Origin of the sequence: Flavobacterium granuli (assembly GCF_031456055.1) — a bacterium.
In the GTDB taxonomy this organism is placed as follows: domain Bacteria; phylum Bacteroidota; class Bacteroidia; order Flavobacteriales; family Flavobacteriaceae; genus Flavobacterium; species Flavobacterium granuli_A.
The window spans coordinates 89,075-109,486 of sequence record NZ_JAVDTX010000004.1; the positions used below are offsets into that span (position 1 = coordinate 89,075).

Consider the following 20,412-nt stretch of genomic DNA (forward strand, 5'->3'; position numbering starts at 1 on the left):
AATGCATCCATGAAATATCCTGCTTTTGACAAAACGTAACGATAGCGAATGATTTTACTAGGGGTAAAAGAAGAATTAAACGAAATCTGGCGGTGAATATGATAAAGAATGGTATCCCGCATGTATTGCCTCTTTTGTAATAGTATTAAAGGCAATAGTTTTATATGTTTTTTTTGATGAAAAAGATACTGAATTTACCTCTTGGGTTACAAAATCTTGAAGAGAGTACTTCATGAGTTTTTTAAGAGGACTATCTTTTGAACTGCTATTGTTGAATAATTGGTTGTCAACAATGTCATTTAGGCTTTTGCCAATTTCTTTTTGATGTAAATTTGGTAGGTAGTATAAACTTAATACGTTGTTTTGAATTCTTTTCTTGAAAACATGATAGACTTTGTTGTTGATAGAAACGTTTTCGTTTACGTATTGAAAATCGGTATCATCAATAAAAGAGTATAAAGAAGCATTTAAATGAATGACTTTGAATTTTGAATTGTCTTTTCTTTCCATAGATGCTACCCAAGTTTGCTCTTCTTTTTGAGCAATCATAAGATAGTATCCAAGAACATTGTAAAACAATGTTACTAATAAGAATAAAGAGGCAATTCGTTTCATAATGTTCGAAAATAGAAAACTAATTCAGATGGTTATCTTTTCCGTATTTGTTTTAACATTTCGTTAACATAGTTTTATGAATATGATAAACCGAAAAGGTTTTTGTAAATTTTTATGTTAATTTTTTGATTAATATATTTTTAATTAGTGTATTTTTTTTAAAAATGACAATGGTTACTTAAGCATGGAATTATTATATGTTAATGTCTGACTTATGTTAGGTTTTTTTTCTTTACAGATTGGTGTTGATTTTTTTTCCAAAAGATAACTTTGCTGGCCTTTTAGCCCTGATGGAATATAATGGAGAACAAGAAAAATGTTTGCCGATAAAGTTTATTCTTTCGCTTAATATTTTTTTTAAATTTCTTGAAATTGCTAGATTCGTTAGGACTTACATAATAAAATGAATTATAAAAAGGTTATAATAAGTAGTTATAATCCTTATAAATTGGGCTTTTTTTGATGTTTTTGTCTAATGCACTTTTTGTATTAAAATAAAAGTGATGTAAAAGAATTACCTTGTTATTTTTTTTAACTTTACCTAACGTGTTTTAAACCAAACAAATAATCTAAATTTTATGTTATGAAAAATAATAAAATTTTAATACTTCTTTTTTTGTTGCTATATGGAGTGAGTTTTTCTCAAGTATATACCAATAAAGTGGTTGGTAAAAAAAATGCTGCGCTCATAGATAGTCTCAAAGTGGTAGAATATCCATATGCTTTGCCAATATGGGGAGAGAAAGCAACACAAAAAGGCTTTCAATTGCCTTATTCTGCGGGACTTTCAGTTAATTATTTTTGGCAGAAATCAGACATTGTTATTAATAATCTCGAAGTTGGTTTTAATAATGGTCCTAAATATAATTTGGATCAAATTATTCGTTTTACGGATTCGTATGTAACAGCATCTGCAGTTAACGTTAGACCGGATATTTGGCTGTTTCCATTTTTGAACATCTATGGTATTTTAGGTAAAGCCAATACATCAACAACAATTAATGCAGGTGTTTGGGTTCCGGATGCTGATAATAATTGGTCTAATGTAATGGATTTTGGAACAAAAGCTGAATTTAATGCTACTACTTTTGGATTTGGTATGACTCCTACTATTGGTATTGGCGGAGGCTGGTTGGCTCTTGATATGAACGTAGCGTGGACAGATATTGATGCTCTTGAGAAACCTGCAATGAGTTTTATTTTTGGACCAAGATTAGGGAAGACGTTTAAATTTAATAAACCCGAAAGTAATATTGCTGTTTGGGCTGGAGCATTTCGAGTGCATTTAAAAAGCGGTACAAATGGTTCATTGGCTTTATCGGATGTGTTGCCATTAGATGGGGCGCAGGCAAAAGTAGATGATGCCATAATCAAAGTAAATGACAAGCAAACACAAGTGGACGCTTGGTGGAGTGGATTGCCTCCTAAGGAACAAGCAAATCCAGCCAATAAAGCAAAATACGAAACAGCGAATAGAGCTTTAGAAGGTGCTGGAAACCTTTTGGCAGGTATTGACGGTGCATTGAGTACAGCCGAAACTTCCACTGTGCAATATTCACTTGAAAAAGCGCCCAAAGACATGTGGAATTTTATTTTAGGAACACAATATCAGTTCAACAGACATTTTATGTTGCGTGCTGAATGTGGTTTTTTAGGAAGTCGTACTCAGTTCATGACAAGTTTTCAATACCGTTTTGGATTATAATTTTAGAATTTTGTTAGAAAGAATTGAAATTCAAGGAAATTAATAAATAACAACACATGAATAAAAGTATCTACTTCATTGCATTATTTTTTAGTTTTCAAGCTGCTCAATCACAGGTGATTATGTCCTTGATTTTTGGCGATAAATTAAATTCTCCCAATATTGAATTTGGTTTGGAAGGTGGTGCCAATTTTTCCACTATTTCAAATCTAGATTCGGATTACAGAACAGATTTCAATTTGGGTTTTTATTTTGATTTTAATCTAAAGAACCCCTCCTGGGCTTTCAACACAGGGGTAATAGTAAAATCGACAATGGGAGCGAAAGGTGTTGCCGTTTATTCACTGAATGATGAAAAATTGGATGCCGTATTTGCAGAAGGTTCCATTAAAAGAAACATCAACTATTTTAATGTTCCTTTGATGATAAAATACAAATTTGCGAATAATATTTATGTCAAAGCGGGTACGCAATTGGGATTGTTGTCCACGGCTAATGATTTATTTCATAAAGAGTATGATGGTGACGATGTAGAATATAAAAACAATATACGCGACAAGATTCATGTTGTCGATGCTGGTTTGGTAATTGGCGCGGGGTATAGAATAAAAACCAAATATGGTATGAATCTTGGTCTGCAGTATTACTACGGTTTGGTGCCGCTTCTAAAAGGAGATGACAGCCCTGACCAATACAATCGTTCTCTTTACGTAACTGCAGGACTGCCTATCGGAAGAGCCAAGGCCGCCAAAAGAGCTGCAGAAAAGAAAGCTTTAGAAGAGAAAAAGGCTATGTCTGAAAATTAATTGGCTTTTCATAACTTTGCCTTCATGAATTTCCCAAAAAATCTTACCGATAAACTTGAGACGCGAAAGCAGAATAAATCACTAAGGATTCTTACGCAGCCAAATGATTTAATTGATTTTTCTTCGAATGATTATATTGGTTTTTCAAAATCGGAAGCGATTTTCAACGAGACCCATCAATTTTTAGTAGATCATAATATAAAAAATAATGGAGCTACAGGATCTCGGCTCATCTCTGGCAATCACATTTTGTATTCCCAAGCTGAAAATTTTATTGCCGAATTCCATCAATCTGAGTCGGCTTTGCTGTTTAATTCAGGCTATGATGCCAATGTCGGTTTCTTTAGCTCTGTACCCCAAAAAGGAGATTTGATTTTGTACGATGAATTGTGTCATGCTTCAATCCGGGACGGAATTCAACTATCGTATGCCAAGTCATATAAATTCAAGCACAATGATTTTGAGGATTTAGAATTACTCATTCAACGTAATCCAAACACTCTAATTTACATCGTGACAGAGTCCGTTTTTTCAATGGATGGCGATTGTCCGAATATGGAAGAATTGGTTTCTGTTTCGAATAAACACAGTTGTTATTTGGTGGTTGATGAAGCTCATGCATTGGGAGTTTTTGGAGAAAAAGGGGAAGGATTGATTCAGTATTTGCATTTGCAGGACAAAATATTTGCGCGAATTATGACTTTTGGCAAAGGCTTAGGATGTCATGGGGCAGTGATTTTGGGTTCAAATGAATTAAAATCGTATCTCGTTAATTTCGCCCGAAGTTTCATTTATACTACGGGGCTATCTCCCCATTCGGTGGCCACTATTTTAATGGGATATCACCATTTGGAAAAAGACAAAAATGCGCTTGAGTCACTTCGGGATAATATTATTTTTTTTAACCAAGTAAAAAAAATGCTGTATGTGAGTCCACTTTTTATTCGCAGTAAATCAGCAATACAAAGCGTCATTATCCCAGGAAACGAAAAAGTGAAAGATATTGCCAATTTACTTCAACAAAATGGTTTTGATGTCAAAGCGGTGCTTTCTCCGACTGTTCCTGTAGGGCAGGAACGACTGCGTTTTTGTTTGCATAGCTATAATACAAAAGAAGAAATGACTAAGCTATTGACATTGTTGAGTAGCTTTGTATTTTAAAAGTTTACAATCTAAAATTACACCAAGATTCACAAAGAGTAAATACAAAGACACGCAAAGAAATCATTAAATAAAAAATTTTGTGAATCTTATTTTACTTCACAAATCTTCACGAAACAAAAAAACATGAAACTATTTATTACAGGAATTTCTACCGATGTAGGTAAAACCATTGCCTCAGCCATTATCGTCGAAGCTCTGGAAGCCGACTACTGGAAACCTATTCAAGCTGGGGATATTGACCATTCTGACAGTCATAAAATCAAATCGCTTATTTCTAACGCCAAAACGGAAATTCATCCAAATAGTTACTTATTAAACACGCCTGTAAGTCCGCATATATCTGCATCAATTGACGGGATTAGTATTGATTTGAAACAGATAGAAGAACCAAAAAGCGAAAATCATTTGGTTATAGAAGGAGCTGGAGGTGTTTTTGTGCCATTGAACGATACAGACTGCGTTATTGATTTAATTCAGCCTGATTATAAAGTGATCGTAGTTTCAAGACATTATTTAGGAAGCATCAATCATACTTTACTCACCATTGAATCATTGCATAATCGTAAAATAGCGATTGGAGGAATTATTTTTTCAGGAGATGAAAATAAAGCTACGGAGACTATTATTTTGAATAAAACAGGAATTAAATTCATCGGTCGAATAGAACAGGAGCCGTATTTTGACCAAAACGTTATCAAAGAATATGCAGATCGATTCCGTTATGAGTTATTGAATTTGTAAACTGGAAAGAGACAAGAAGAAAGAAGCAAGACGATTGTTGTTAACTTTATCGTATCTCTTTTTTCTTTTTTCTTGATTCTTTTATCTTTGTAAAATGAATTTAATTGAAAGAGACAGCCAGCACCTTTGGCATCCTTATACACAGCATAAAACGGCAGCGCTTCCTATTGCGATAACCAAAGGGGAAGGTGCATTGCTTTGGGACGAAAACAATAAGGAATATATTGATGCCATCGCCTCTTGGTGGGTCAATCCATACGGGCATTCGAATAAGTTCATTGCCGATGCGATTTACAAACAGCTGACAACATTGGAACACGTTTTGTTTGGAGGATTTACGCACGAACCAGCTGTTGTTTTGGCTGAAAAACTTTTGGCGATTTTACCAACCAATCAAAAGAAAGTGTTTTTCTCAGATAATGGATCAACTTCAGTTGAAGTGGCGATCAAAGTAGCTTTACAGTATTTCTACAATAAAGGTGAAAAGAGAACAACGATAATTGCTTTCGAAAATGCCTTTCATGGCGATACTTTTGCAGCTATGGCAGCTAGTGGAATATCATTTTACACACAAGCATTTCAGGGAATGTTCATTGATGTGGTTAGGATTCCCGTGCCAGTGAAAGGTCAGGAAAAGCTAAGTTTTAATACACTAAACGAAGTAATAAAAAATAATAATTGTGCAGGTTTCATTTTTGAACCTTTGGTGCAGGGAGCCGCAGGAATGGTGATGTATGAGCCCGAAGCACTGGATCAATTACTTCAAGTTTGCCAAGAAAATAATGTGCTGACAATAGCTGACGAAGTGATGACAGGTTTCGGGAAAACCGGAAAAAACTTTGCCTGTGATTATTTGAAGCAAAAGCCAGATATGATGTGTTTGTCTAAAGCGTTGACAGGAGGTACTATTCCGATGGCGATTACGACTTTTACTCAAGAACTTTTTGATGCTTTTTATGATGAAGATATTAATAAGGCATTATTTCACGGACATACCTTTACGGCAAATCCAACGGGTTGTGCCGCAGCTTTGGCCAGTTTGACTTTATTGGAGACGGAAGAAATGCAGCAAAATCTTATTAGAATCAATAAAAGTCATTTGGATTTCCAAAAACGGGTTGAAAATCACCCTATGGTTACAGCTACCCGAGTGCTCGGAGTTATTTTTGCATTAGAAATAAAAACAGAAACTTCGGCGAGCTATTACGGAACTTTGCGCAATAAACTTTATGGTTTTTTTATTGAGAATGGCGTGATTCTACGTCCTGTTGGGAATATTGTATATATTTTGCCGCCTTATGTAATTACAGAAGCACAATTACAAAAAGTGTATGAGGTAGTAGAAAGTGTTTTGGAAATAGTGTAATAATATTTCGCTAAAAATGGAAAGGGTTTACAAAGAATGCAAAGTAATTTGAATTTATAATTCTAACAATTTGTGAATTTCTGTTGCTATATAATTACAATCCTTTGCAAACTTTGCCTAAAACTTTGCGACCTTTGCGGTTAAATCAGAATAGAAAATTTTGTCACAAATCATCTCCATAACAGCCATAGGTTCTCTTTCGTCATTAGGAAATTCTTCCGAAACGATCTGGAAAAATTATCTTTCGGAAAGTCCTTGCTTTTCGACACAATTTTTGGATCATCAAAACACAGCTGTAGCTGCCCTTGATGAAAATTCCAAAGCGGAAGTCGAAGCATTACGGCAATCCGATATTAAATATAAATCTTTAGATAAATCAGTATTGTTTGCGATGGTGGCTTCACGAAAAGCAATCGAAAAAGCAGGCTGGTCGAAAGGAACAGAATTTGGTATCAACATTGGTTCTTCACGTGGTGCAACCGATTTATTCGAAAAACATTTTCAGGAATATCTGGAGACAGGAAAAGCGCAGACTTTGGCATCGCCAACCACTACTTTGGGTAATATTTCCTCATGGGTTGCTCATGATTTGCAAAGTGAAGGTCCAGAGATTTCACATTCCATTACTTGTTCTACTGCTTTGCATGCCGTTCTTAATGGTGTTGCTTGGTTAAGAGCCGGCATGGCCGACAAATTTTTAGTTGGAGGAAGCGAAGCTCCCTTGACGGATTTCACAATTGGACAAATGCGAGCCTTAAAAATTTACTCAAAAAGTGAAGATCAATATCCAAATCGAGCTTTGGATTTGGACAAAAAATTAAATACCATGATTTTGGGCGAAGGTGCTGGAGTATGCTGTCTCGAAATAGGGATGAAAGAAAATGCCATTGCTTTTATTGAAGGTGTGGGGTATGCTACTGAGATTTTGGAACACAATATTTCGATTTCAGCGGAAGCGACCTGTTTTCAGAAATCGATGAAAATGGCGCTGAAAAACAGCGATATTTCTGAGGTGGATGCTATTGTCATGCATGCTCCGGGAACAATAAAAGGTGATTTGACAGAATATAAAGCTATTGAGAAAATCTTTGGAGAAAATCTTCCTTTATTGACAACCAACAAATGGAAAATCGGTCACACTTTCGGTGCTTCGGGCATTTTGAGTATGGAAATGGCTATTTTGATGATGCAGCACAATCAGTTCGTCGGAGTCCCTTTTGCGAAAGCCCAAATACAAACGAAGCCAATAAAAAAAGTCTTGGTTAATGCGGTTGGTTTTGGAGGAAATGCGGTCAGTATTCTTTTGAGTTTGTAAAAGGCTAAAGATTAATTTCTCCATTCTCCAGTTCTCTTACTTTATCATAAATCAAATTACTTTCAAATCCTCTGCGGAGCATATAATCGCAAAATTTCTTTCTTTTTTTGAGTATGTTTTTCTCTGCAATGGAGCTCCAATTTCTTTCGGACAATTCCTCAAATGTGGCAATATATTCCTCGGGTTCAATTTCTTTTAAAGCCAGATTGATCAAGGTTTGATTAATTTTGCGCATTTTCAATTCGTTGGTAATTCGAATTTTTCCCCAATGCTTGATGCGGTGTTTTCCGCGGGCAAAACTACAGGCAAACCTTGCTTCGTTTAGAAAATTGTGCTCAATAAGATGCACGATGGCCTGGTCTATTTCGTTTGGATCCAATTTCATACTCCACAGTTTCGATACCACTTCCTCATGACAGCGCTCTTGATAGACACAATAATGCTCTATTTTTTGGATGGCTTCTTTGAGGGAATAGATTTCTTTCATGTGGAAGGTCTTTGGTTAAAAGTGATGTTTTGTAACTGTTCAGCAGTTACTAAAATTCTAGGTGACTAAGTTACTAAGTTTGGATTAATAGATTTGGAAATAATTATCCTGAAAACCAGAATTACATTATTTGTTTTGTAAATGTCCATAAAAATTATTAGTTGATTATGAGGGCTATGGTTTAGCTGTTTTTAAATCAATGCAGGTAACATACTGATAATGAGTCTTATTTGAAAAACAATCATATTTATAAGAATAATCTAGCGATACTTTTGTTTTTAAAGTTTTATCACCACCAATTTTTCAATCTCTTTAAAAATTGAAATGGTGTGTAAAAAGACAAAATAGCTTACAAAAATACTGATTTGTAGTTATTTAACTAAAATTATTGCCTTTGCGCCAATTTTATTTTTAAGCTAATTATTAATATTTAATTTAGTCACGTATAAATACGTAAATTTGCTTTATTAAGTCAAAACTTACAGTAAAAGAAGCAATATTATTTTAAAAATGTTTATAGATCGCAGAGTTTTTTTTAACTGTATTGAATTATATACCAAATCCCCCAAATCCTATGAATAGAATTTTACTTAAGACTCCTTTTTTTGCGTTTATTTTATTGTTTTTTTCTTTTTATGGAAATGCGCAATGTTCAATATCGACGACAATAAATACAAGTACTTTGACCTGTGGGACTGCTCCACTGATTACTTGTAATGGTATATTATATATTGGAGACGGGACGAACACGATGTCTTTGAATATAAACAATAATTTCGATTTAAGTTGCCTGGGGCCTATTCAGCTTATTGTTAGAAACAATGCAACTCTCAATGTTTCAGCGTTTACATCTTTAAGGTTAGCAGAGGGTTCCTCTATTCAATTTGATTCAGGTTCAGATATGAGTGGTTCATTTTTTGGATGGGGGCTTTATATTGGATCTTCATGGATAGCTAATGATTCTGGAATTGGGACTGGTCTTACGTTTGATCAAATAGTTAGTCAAGGGGGCTATAATCCAATTAGTGTAGCTACTAACCCAGCTACAATTTGTGGATCTGGTAGTTCGACCTTAACAGCAACAGCAACACTATCGGGAGGTACATATAAATGGTATACTACAGCATCGGGAGGGAGTTCTATTATGACTGGTTCAATATATACTACCCCAACGTTATCAGCCACCACGATCTATTATGTAGAAGCTGTATATAATGGGTATACAACCACCAGAAAAGCAGTAACGGTTACTGTTAATCCAAACCCGATCGCCAACGCAGGTGCTGTATTAACTGCCATTTGTCAAGGTGCCACGTCTGCAGCTATGGGAGGCTCAGTCAGCGGAACAGCCATCGGCGGAACATGGTCTGGCGGTGCTGGAACTTGGACAAACCCAACAAATCCATCAACAGCGACCTATAAGGCAGGCGCTAGCGAATCGGGAGTTATTACTTTAACATTGACAACCAATGGAGGGACCTGCGGCACTACAACTGTAACTAAAACAATTACAGTAAATCCATCCCCTGTTATAACATCAATAACTCCAAGTGCTACAATTATCTGTAAAAATAGTACTCTCTTACTAACTGCTTCAGTGGCATCGGGTGCTACAGCTCCATATACTTATAATTGGTCTTCTACAGGGAATTCTGCTGGCTTAGCCGCTACGAATACTACGGTAAATACTAATACTGCTACAACATCAGACAGAACTGATACCAAAACCTATAGTGTATTTGTAACTGATGCCAACTCATGTAGATCATCAACCTTTACTACTTTAGCGATAACTGTTAATAATAGTACAGTTACATCCGAGACAATTATAGGGGGAGCTAATACAGTCTGCGTAAACGCGGTAACTCCGGCATTTACTGGTACGCCATCAGGTGGAACTTGGTTAATCGTAAACGGAACAGGATCGGCTAGTATTACTCCTGCAGGTGTTGTTACTGGATTGACTGCAGGAACAGCTACAGTAGAGTATAAATATACTAATGGGGGAGGATGTACAGATATTGCAATACAATCAATCACGATAAATGCGTTGCCATCTATAACGGGTGCTTCAGCTGTTTGTGTTGGATTAACTACTACATTGACAGGTTCAGGTACTCCAGATGCTACGGCTCCTTGGACTTCAGCAACAGCAGCAGTTGCTACGGTAAGCAATACTGGAGTAGTTACAGGAGTTGGGTCAGGAACAAGTGTAATCACTTACAAAAATAGTAATGGCTGTACTAAAACAGTAACAGTTACGGTAAATGCATTGCCAACGACTCCAACGGGTAATGCTACTTCACAGCCCACTTGTCTAGTGTCAACAGGGACTATTACGGTTACGGCACCAACAGGAATGAACTATAGTATAGATGGTTCTAATTATAGCAATACTACAGGTGTTTTCAATAATGTAGCTGTAGGGGTATATTCAGTAACGGCTTCTAACGGGACTTGTGCTTCATTAGGTGTACCAATCTCAATAATTTCTCCAACCAATACTTGGAATGGGGCTAAATGGTCTAAAACTAATGATATTACACCACCTACCGCAGGTGATATTGTTGTTTTCGACGGTAATTATAGCCAAACTGCTGATATTCAGGGATGTTCGTGTCAGGTAAACGCTGGTTATACAGTAACGATCCCTAGTGGAAATATAATGACCATCACCAATTCGGTAAGTACTGCTGGTATTTTAATCTTCGAGAACAATTCGAGTTTGATTCAGATAAATAACGTAGCTAATACTGGGAAAATCGTCTATAATCGTATTTCGGCTCCGATGAAGAATTTTGATTTTACGTATTGGTGTTCTCCGGTAGAAGGTCAGGTTTTGAATGTTTTGTCTCCTAATACCTTATCTGATAAGTATCAAAGTTACGCCAATGGGAAATGGGTGATTGAGAATGGATTGAATAAAATGGATCTGGCAAAAGGTTTTGCTATTCGTGTTCCTAAACCTAATATCCACTTTGTTCCTAACAATGAGTATTGGACGGGTTTGACATATGCTCAACCAGTTAAGTTTGTTGGTGTTCCTAATAATGGAGACATTACCATTGATTCCCAAGGGATCCAAAAGGATAATTTGATAGGTAATCCTTATCCCTCTGCTATCGATGCCGATAAGTTTATAAATGAAAATTTGGACATGATTGATGGAGGACTGTATTTTTGGACTCACAATACTGCTATAACGCAAAGCGGCTCTTTTTATGTGTATAGTCCCAATGATTATGCAGTTTATCTCTTGACGGGAGGAGTAAAGGCAACAAGCGGAGGAACAGTTCCAGGCAAGACTATAGCGGCAGGACAATCCTTTTTTGTGACGAGTAAAACTACTGGAGTTTTTAAGTTTAACAATGCCATGCGTAATACGACAGCTGTTTTGGCGCCAGGATCCAACAGTCAGTTTTTCAGAATGTCCAAAACCAAGAAGACGGAGTCAGTTGATAAGAGCAGGGTTTGGCTAAATTTGACGAATTCCGATGGAATCTTCAAACAATTATTGGTTGGATATATCACGGGAGCCACCAATGAAATGGATAATTTGTATGATGCGGTTAGTTTTGATGGGAATGCGTATGCTGATTTTTATAGTGTCAATGAAACAAATAACCTGGCAATACAAGGTCGTACTCTGCCTTTTGATAAAACGGACAAAGTGCCTTTAGGTTACAGAACTACTGTAGCAGGAACTTTTCAGATTAGCATTGATAATGTAGATGGTGAATTGACGAACCAAACTGTCTTTTTAGAGGATAATTTGACTAAAACGATCCATAATCTGAAGAATGGACCTTATTCATTTACCACGGTCAAAGGAACTTTCAATGATCGTTTTGCGTTGGTTTATGTTGACAAAACAGCTGTTGCAGTAGAACCACCTGCGGTAGTTGATCCACCAGTAATGGTTGAACCTCCTGTAGTAGTTGATCCACCAGTAATGGTTGAACCTTCTGTTGCAGTAGAACCACCTGCAGTAGTTGATCCACTAGTAACGGTTGAACCACCTGCAGTAGCTAATCTACCAGTTATAATCAATCCGCCTATGCTGACTCCTCCGGTTGTTGCATTAGACCCAAAATGGGGAAATTCATCTTTTGATAAAAAGGATAAATCAGTCATTGTGTCTATAAATAATCATCAGATTAAAATTAACTCTTTTGATAAAATTATGGATGTAGTGATCATATACGATTTAAAAGGGCGTGAGCTTTATAGAAAAAATCATGTTAACAGTAATGAATTTGTTATATTAAATTTTAATTCCAGTGAAAAGTTTTTGATTGTGATGACACAATTATCCAACGGAAAATGGATTGCGAAGGCAATAATTTTTTAAGAATTAAGTAGCGAATAATATTTATTTTGGCTGTTCGGATAGAAATATTCGGACAGTTTTTTTGTGATTTTAAATGAAGAATGCATTTGAATCATAATGTCTTTTTCTTATCTAATTGCCAATGGTGTAGTGTATTCTTCTGATTATTGCATTTTTTTTGTAATAAGTCATTTTAAAAAGGTGATAAAAATTTGAGACCTCTTTCGGAATAGAGTATAAATGATTGGTAGGCAACAAAATAAAGTTTATACTTATAAAATTGATAATTTTAGGTAATTCAACCTAGATTATTGTATTTAATGCCTATTTTGTTTCATCGCAAATTTTTTTGTTTACTTTTGGCACGTAAAAATACGTGTTTTTTCGTTTGTTAGATTAAACATATTTTAAAAAATAGGAATATTATTTATAAAATGCTTATAGGTTTATTGCTTTTTTTATAGATTTTTATAGAATCATAAAACGCCCCAAATAATACTATGATTAAAGAATTACTTTTATTTACTGAAACTTTATTTTTTAAAACTCTTGTTGTAGTTTTTTTACTGAATACTTCCAATATGTTAGGCCAAACGGCAGTTAACAGGATTTATACCGATTGGAATGGATATTGGACTTCTGATAGGGCTACTGGCATCGGTAATCAACCAAATACTGAAAACAATTTGTTGGCTTTTGATTGGAATGGAAAGACATATTCAACTGGAGTAAATAATGGTGTATTAGATAGTAAACTCCCCCCCGTTTCGTTACCAAATAAAAAGTATGTAAACACTAATTTCAGGGCTTTAAAAATTCAATCTTTAGGATATGATGGGAGTACCTATTTTTTGCAGGGTTCCAATATTGATAAAGATTTAGCTGATAGGAAATTAATTCCTCCAATATCAGGGAGTATATCTACCCCAGCGGAACTTGCGTCCAGACTTACGGATGGTATTAACGGGTTGGCATTAGGTACAGGGATAGCAAACATACAAGCAGGTACTTCTGCCGAATTTAAGATAGGAACAAATAATTTGCAATTAGGTGTTTTTGGTGATGGGACGCCCGACATAGTGGTTAGTCAGGTTGCTTCACCTAGTTCAATAGTTGATACATTCAAATTTGTGGATGCAAATGGAGTTACTGTTGGTACTGCTGTAAATGTAGCATTTACTTCTATTCCTGTAGTTGGAACCTATCGATTGGATTTGTTTAATGCCAAAACTGGACTGCCAGCTTCGGTTTACAGTGCAAATGATTCTAGGGAAATTCGACTTCTTGCTTTGGATTTGGCTTCCTTTGGAATAAGTGATGCCAATGCAGCTCAAGTAGATCGTTTTGTAGTCACTTTTTCTGGTGGTTCTGATTGTGCCTTTATTGCTTTTAATACGGAATCATTAAAAATTGCAGAATTAAGTTTGGTTAAAAAAGCCTCTTTCTCAGGATGTGCTAATGTTGGAGAAGTCATTAATTATACGTTTGATGTTGAAAATACAGGAAAGGTACCAGTAACTGACATAAATGTGACTGACTCGATGCCAGGATTTGTGTGGTCGGGTAGTGGTACCATTGGCACTTTGGCTGCTGGGGCAAAAGCAACAGTAACAGGTTCTTATACTATTACAGCTGCAGATATTGCTAATGGTAAAGTCGAGAATTCAGCTAAAGTTACAGGAATAGACCCTTCGTTGAACACTGTTGATGATTTGTCTGGACAGACTAATCTTGATGATATATCTACAGTTACTCTTTTAAATGGGGCAAATGCTCCTGCTGTTGGTACTGTAACAAATTTAAGTTGCACCAATACAGGAAGTGTTGTTTTAAATAATTTACCATCAACGGGTACTTGGACATTGGAAAGAACTCCAGGGGGAGAAACAACTACAGGAACAGGAACATCTACTACAATAATTGATCTGCTTCCTGGTACTTATACATTTAAGGTTTCTAGTGCTAGTGGTTGTCAATCTGTTTCATCTCCAAATGTCATTATAGGAGGATTGGTTACTACTTGGAATGGCTCTGCTTGGTCTAATGGGGATCCTAATGCAACCATGACTGCAGTTTTTTCGGCACCATATACCGCCACAACTGATTTGGTTGCCTGCTCATGTATAATTAATTCAGATGTAACAGTTAAAGTACTGTCTGGAAAAACATTTACAATAACCAATGCAGTGATTAATAACGGAGAGGAGTTCATTTTCGAAACCAATGCGAGTTTGATTCAGATAAATAACGTAGTTAATAGGGGAGAAATTGTTTATAATCGTATATCGGCTCCGATGAAGAATTTTGATTTTACGTATTGGTGTTCTCCAGTAGAAGGTCAGGTTTTGAATGTTTTGTCTCCTAACACTTTATCGGATAAGTATCAAAGTTACGGCGATGGGAAATGGGTAACTGAGAATGGATTGAATAAAATGGATCCGGCAAAAGGTTTTGCTATCCGGGTTCCTAAACCTAATATCCACTTTATTCCTAACAACGAGTATTGGACAGGTTTGACTTATGCTCAGCCAGTTAAGTTTGTTGGTGTTCCTAATAATGGAGACATTACCATTGCTTCGAAGGGAATTCAAAAGGATAATTTGATAGGTAATCCTTATCCGTCTGCTATCGATGCCGATAAGTTTATAAATGACAATTTAGCAATGATTGATGGAGGGCTGTATTTTTGGACCCACAATACTGCTATAACGCAAAGCGGCTCTTTTTATGTCTATAGTTCCAATGATTATGCAGTTTATCTCTTGACCGGAGGGATAAAGGCATCAAGCGGTGGAGCAGTTCCTGGTAAGACTATAGCTGCAGGACAATCCTTTTTTGTGACAAGTAAAACTGCAGGAGTTTTTAAGTTTAACAATGCCATGCGTAATACGGCAGCTGCTACGGCATCTGGATCTAATAGTCAGTTTTTCAGAATGTCGAAAACCAAGAAGACGGAGTCAGTTGATAAGAGCAGGGTTTGGCTAAATTTGACGAATTCCGATGGAATCTTCAAACAATTATTGGTTGGATATATCACGGGAGCCACCAATGAAATGGATAATTTGTACGATGGCGTTAGCTTTGATGGGAATACGTATGCTGATTTTTATAGTATCAATAAAACAAATAATCTGGCAATACAGGGTCGTACTCTACCTTTTGATAAAACCGATAAAGTACCTTTGGGTTACAGAACTACGATAGCAGGCACTTTTAGGATTAGTATTGATAATGTTGATGGTGAATTGACGAACCAAGCTGTTTTTTTAGAGGATAATGTGACGCAAACTGTTCATAACCTTAAGGATGGACCTTATTCATTTACCACGGCCAAAGGGAAGTTTAATGATCGTTTTGTTTTGGTCTATGTTGATAAAACAGCAGTTGTACAGCCGCCAGTAGAAGTTGTGCCACCTGTGGTAGTTGATTTACCTGTAGTGGTTGATCCACCAGTTGCGATTGATCCCCCAGTTATTACTGAATTGCCAGTAGTTGTACAGCCACCAGTAGAAGTTGTACCACCTGTGGTAGTTGATTTACCTGTAGTGATTGATCCGCCAGTTGCCATAGATACCCCAGTTATTACCGAATTACCAGTAGTTGTACAGCCACCAGTAGAAGTTGTACCACCTGTGGTAGTTGATTTACCTGTAGTGGTTGCTCCACCAGTTGCTGTAGATCCACCAGTTATTACTGAATTGCCAGTTGTTATGCAACCACCAGTTGAAGCTATACCGCCTGTAGTGGCTGATTTACCTCTGGTGGTTGCTCCACCAGTTGCTGTAGATCCCCCAGTTATTACTGAATTGCCAGTTGAAGCTATACCGCCTGTGGTAGTGGATTTACCTGTAGTGGTTGCTCCACCAGTTGCTGAAGATCCATCAGTTATTACCGAATTGCCAGTAGTTGTACAGCCACCAGTTGAAGTTGTACCGCCTGTGGTAGTTGATTTACCTGTAGTGGTTGCTCCACCAGTTGCTGTAGATCCACCAGTTATTACTGAATTGCCAGTTGAAGCTATACCGCCTGTGGTAGTTGATTTACCTGTAGTAGTTGCTCCACCAGTTGCTGTAGATCCACCAGTTGAAGTTGTACCGCCTGTGGTAGTTGATTTGCCTATAGTGATTGATCCACCGGTTGTGATAGATCCCCCAGTTATTACCGAATTGCCAGTAGTAGCTATACCGCCTGTGGTAGTCGATTTACCTATAGTGGTTGCTCCGCCAGTTGCTGTAGATCCATCAGTTATTACTGAATTTCCTGTAGTTGTACAACCACCAGTAGAAGTTGTACCGCCTGCGGTAGTCGATTTACCTGTAGTGGTTGCTCCACCGGTTGCGATAGATTCCCCAGTTATTACCGAATTACCAGTAGTTGTACAGCCGCCAGTAGAAGTTGTACCGCCTGTGGTAGTCGATTTACCTGTAGTGGTTGCTCCACCAGTTGCTGTAGATTCTCCAGTAGTCGTTGTGCCACCTGTGGTAGTTGATTTGCCTGTAGCGACAGAGCCTGAGGTTATTGCCGAGGCACCAGTGGTTGTTAATCCTCCTGTAAGTAGTTTGGATCCATCATTGGGAAACCCATCTCTTCTTAAAAAGAATAAATCAGTTATTGTTTCGACAAATAATCAGCATATTAAAATTAACTCTTTTGATGAAATCATAAAAGTTGTAATTATTTATGATTTGAAAGGAAGCCTGCTTTATCAAATGAATAACGTTAATAGTGATGTAATCACAATATCGAATTTAAATTCAAAAGAGCAGTTTTTAATTGTGATGACTCAATTATACAGTGGAAAATGGGTTACGAAAGAGATTATCTTTTAAAGAAGAAACATATTAATTTTTACATAATCCCATTCTGATTTTTCAGAATGGGATTTTTTTCTTAAAATAATTAAAGTGAGAACATATTAAATTTATTTAATATGTTGTGTTTTAGGAAAGAGAATAGTTTTTAGATATCACCTAATTTTTTTAAAAGTAATGGAGCTAGTAATAGGAAAATTTTGCATTTATAATTATTATTTATTTGTAGGAAAATAATTTTATAAAAATTTATATTTTACAATAAAAATCTTATTTTAGTGTTTTATTTTTAAAATATTATTTAATTTTTTATGAAAAAATATCTAATCTTTTTTTCTTTCTTTTTTTGTTTTCCAGTTTTAAATTTTGCTCAATCAATATTTAGCAATGCCATTGTTGGAGCCAATCCCAATAATTCAAATCCTTATACTCTAGGGCAAATCGTAAATCCAAATATTACAGTTAGCGGAATTGGTAGAGCCCTAACTATGTTTGGTGTAAATGCAAATAATAGGTATGACGCCAAAAGCTGGAAGGTGGAAGGCTCAGATCCAGATACTTATTTTGAGTTTACTTTGATCCCTAATGCAGGCCAAAAAATTGATTTTGTAAGTTTTGGATTTAAGGGACAAACTTCGGCTAAGGGACCTACTCTTTTTGCTTTTCGTTCCAGTGTAGATGGCTTTTCATCAGATATTGGTACAGTTTCAGCGAGAGGTTCTTTGGTTTCATTGTCAGCTCCTGCTTTTCAAAATGTGGTTTTGCCCATAACGTTTAGAATCTACGGGTGGGCGGCGAGTGCAGGTACTGGAACATTTAGTGTTAATGATTTTGTTTTTAAAGGCAATGTTTCTTGTTTAACGGCTGAAAAACCAGTATTGCCTGAAACAAAGCTTGGTTGTGCATCCACTGTTTTAATGCTCGATTGGCCAAGTTCTATGTATGCATCAAATTATTTTCTAGATGTTGCAACCGATCTGAGTTTTAATAATAGAATTCCAGGTTTTGAAAATAGAGAATTAGGTAATGTTCTATCGGAATCTATTTCTGGTTTGACGGCAGGAGGAACATATTATGTTAGGCTCAAATCAGCCAATAGTTGTGGTGAGAGCGATTATTCAAATACTATAAATGTTGCACCCACAGAGACTATTTATGATGGAATCTGGTCGAATGGCATTCCTGATGCCTCAAAGAAAATAAGATTTTCGAGCGATTATAATTTGAATTCTGATTTGGAAGCCTGTTCTTGTCAAATAGATGCTGGGGTTGCTGTACATGTTGATTCAGGTGTGGTTTTGACACTAGAAAGAGGGTTGGATGTTGCTTTAACGGGTTCTTTAACATTCGAGAACAATGCAAGTTTGATTCAGATAAATAACGTAGCTAATACTGGGAAAATCGTCTATAATCGTATTTCGGCTCCGATGAAGAATTTTGATTTTACATATTGGTGCTCTCCAGTAAAAGATCAGGTTTTGAATGTTTTGTCTCCGAATACCTTATCGGATAAGTATCAAAGTTACGCCAATGGGAAATGGGTGATTGAGAATGGATTGAATAAAATGGATCCGGCAGGAAAAGGTTTTGCTATTCGTGTTCCTAAACCTAATATTCACTTTATTCCTAACAATGAGTATTGGACGGGTTTGACATATGCTCAACCGGTTAAGTTTGTTGGTGTTCCTAATAATGGAGACATCACCATTGATTCCCAAGGGGTTCAAAAGGATAATTTGATAGGTAATCCTTATCCGTCTGCTATTGATGCCGATAAGTTTATAAATGAAAATTTGGACATGATTGATGGAGGACTGTATTTTTGGACCCACAATACTGCTATAACGCAAAGCGGCTCTTTTTATGTGTATAGTCCCAATGATTATGCAGTTTATCTCTTGACGGGAGGAGTAAAGGCAACAAGCGGAGGAACAGTTCCAGGCAAGACTATAGCGGCAGGACAATCCTTTTTTGTGACGAGTAAAACTGCTGGAGTTTTTAAGTTTAACAATGCCATGCGTAATACGACAGCTGTTTTGGCGCCAGGATCCAACAGTCAGTTTTTCAGAATGTCCAAAACCAAGAAGACGGAGTCAGTTGATAAGAGCAGGGTTTGGCTAAATTTGACGAATTCCGATGGAATCTTCAAACAATTATTGGTTGGATATATCACGGGAGCCACCAATGAAATGGATAATTTGTATGATGCTGTTAGTTTTGATGGGAATGCGTATGCTGATTTTTATAGTATCAATAAAACAAATAATCTGGCAATACAAGGTCGTACCCTGCCTTTTGATAAAACGGACAAAGTGCCTTTGGGTTACAGAACTACTGTAGCAGGAACTTTTCAGATTAGCATTGATAATGTAGATGGTGAATTGACAAACCAAACTGTCTTTTTAGAGGATAATTTGACTAAAACGATCCATAATCTAAAGAATGGACCTTATTCATTTACCACAGCCAAGGGAACGTTTAATGATCGTTTTACGTTGGTTTATATTGACTCTTCAGAAGGAGTTGTGACTTCTGTTGTGTTAAATCCTCCAACAATTAGATTGAATTCAAAGTTGGATAATCAATCTTTTGATAAAAAAGGTATATCAGCTGTTATATCGGTAAAAGATCATCAAATAAATATAAACTCTTTCGAAGAAACAATTTCCGCGTTGTTGGTTTATGACTTAAGAGGAAGACTACTTTATGAGAATGATAGTGTAAACAGAAATGAATTTATTATTCAGAATTTAACATCGAGTGATCAATTTTTAATTGTTGTGACTCAATTGGTAAATGGTAAATGGGTTACCCAGGAAATTATTTTTAAAAATTAATTCAGTATAATATTTTTTATATTCTAATTCTTACTATCTAGAATGGGGATTTTTAGTTTTAAAGTTAAAACTTACAGGAAAGATAAAAATTCGTTAATTAATTAAAAATTAGTGTTTTTAGGGGCAATTTTAATTTTATAACAAATTTTTAATGGTTATTTTTGGCACATAAAAATACCTGCTTTTGCTTTAATAAAGCAAAATATACTGTAAATGAGGTAAATGATATTTGTTG

11 protein-coding genes are annotated in these 20,412 nt (G+C 36.1%); 9 read left to right on the forward strand and 2 right to left on the reverse strand.

The features are described 5' to 3' along the window. Window positions 1-75: 75 nt before the first annotated feature. Window positions 76-615 (reverse strand): hypothetical protein, encoded by a 540-nt coding sequence (locus J2W95_RS09475; protein ID WP_310006305.1) that lies wholly within the window; start codon window positions 613-615, stop codon window positions 76-78. A gap of 583 nt (window positions 616-1,198) precedes the next feature. Here J2W95_RS09475 and J2W95_RS09480 point away from each other — a divergent pair. The 6 genes from J2W95_RS09480 to J2W95_RS09505 all read left to right on the forward strand — a co-directional run bounded on the left by J2W95_RS09480 (window position 1,199) and on the right by J2W95_RS09505 (window position 7,712). Next, window positions 1,199-2,320, forward strand: a complete 1,122-nt coding sequence (locus J2W95_RS09480) for a hypothetical protein (RefSeq protein ID WP_310006307.1) — start codon at window positions 1,199-1,201, stop codon at window positions 2,318-2,320. Window positions 2,321-2,376: 56 nt separating this feature from the next. Then, a complete protein-coding gene (locus J2W95_RS09485) occupies window positions 2,377-3,126 on the forward strand; it encodes a porin family protein (protein ID WP_310006309.1) in 750 nt (249 codons plus the stop codon). A 24-nt stretch (window positions 3,127-3,150) separates the two neighbouring features. Beyond that, window positions 3,151-4,287, forward strand: a complete 1,137-nt coding sequence (locus J2W95_RS09490; protein ID WP_310006311.1) for an aminotransferase class I/II-fold pyridoxal phosphate-dependent enzyme — start codon at window positions 3,151-3,153, stop codon at window positions 4,285-4,287. A gap of 126 nt (window positions 4,288-4,413) precedes the next feature. After that, a complete protein-coding gene (gene bioD, locus J2W95_RS09495) occupies window positions 4,414-5,031 on the forward strand; it encodes a dethiobiotin synthase (RefSeq protein WP_310006313.1) in 618 nt (205 codons plus the stop codon). Window positions 5,032-5,125: 94 nt separating this feature from the next. Further along, complete coding sequence (gene bioA / locus J2W95_RS09500) at window positions 5,126-6,397, forward strand: adenosylmethionine--8-amino-7-oxononanoate transaminase (protein WP_310006315.1); 1,272 nt, start codon at window positions 5,126-5,128, stop codon at window positions 6,395-6,397. Between the two features lie 160 nt (window positions 6,398-6,557). After that, on the forward strand, window positions 6,558-7,712 hold the full coding sequence (locus J2W95_RS09505) for a beta-ketoacyl synthase N-terminal-like domain-containing protein (RefSeq protein ID WP_310006317.1): 1,155 nt from the start codon (window positions 6,558-6,560) through the stop codon (window positions 7,710-7,712). 4 nt (window positions 7,713-7,716) lie between these two features. On the opposite strand, the gene J2W95_RS09510 is transcribed toward J2W95_RS09505, so the two are convergent. Continuing rightward, window positions 7,717-8,199: a regulatory protein RecX gene (locus J2W95_RS09510; RefSeq protein WP_310006319.1), complete on the reverse strand. Its 483-nt coding sequence runs from the start codon at window positions 8,197-8,199 to the stop codon at window positions 7,717-7,719. A 574-nt stretch (window positions 8,200-8,773) separates the two neighbouring features. Between J2W95_RS09510 and J2W95_RS09515 the strand changes: the two genes are divergently transcribed. From J2W95_RS09515 to J2W95_RS09525, 3 genes are all read left to right on the forward strand, one after another. Beyond that, the gene (locus J2W95_RS09515; RefSeq protein ID WP_310006321.1) at window positions 8,774-12,550 is read left to right on the forward strand and encodes an Ig-like domain-containing protein; all 3,777 of its coding nucleotides are present in this window, start codon (window positions 8,774-8,776) and stop codon (window positions 12,548-12,550) included. Between the two features lie 479 nt (window positions 12,551-13,029). After that, a complete protein-coding gene (locus J2W95_RS09520; protein ID WP_310006322.1) occupies window positions 13,030-17,358 on the forward strand; it encodes a DUF7507 domain-containing protein in 4,329 nt (1,442 codons plus the stop codon). 293 nt (window positions 17,359-17,651) lie between these two features. Then, on the forward strand, window positions 17,652-20,177 hold the full coding sequence (locus J2W95_RS09525; RefSeq protein ID WP_310006324.1) for a T9SS sorting signal type C domain-containing protein: 2,526 nt from the start codon (window positions 17,652-17,654) through the stop codon (window positions 20,175-20,177). The last annotated feature ends 235 nt before the right edge of the window (window positions 20,178-20,412 follow it).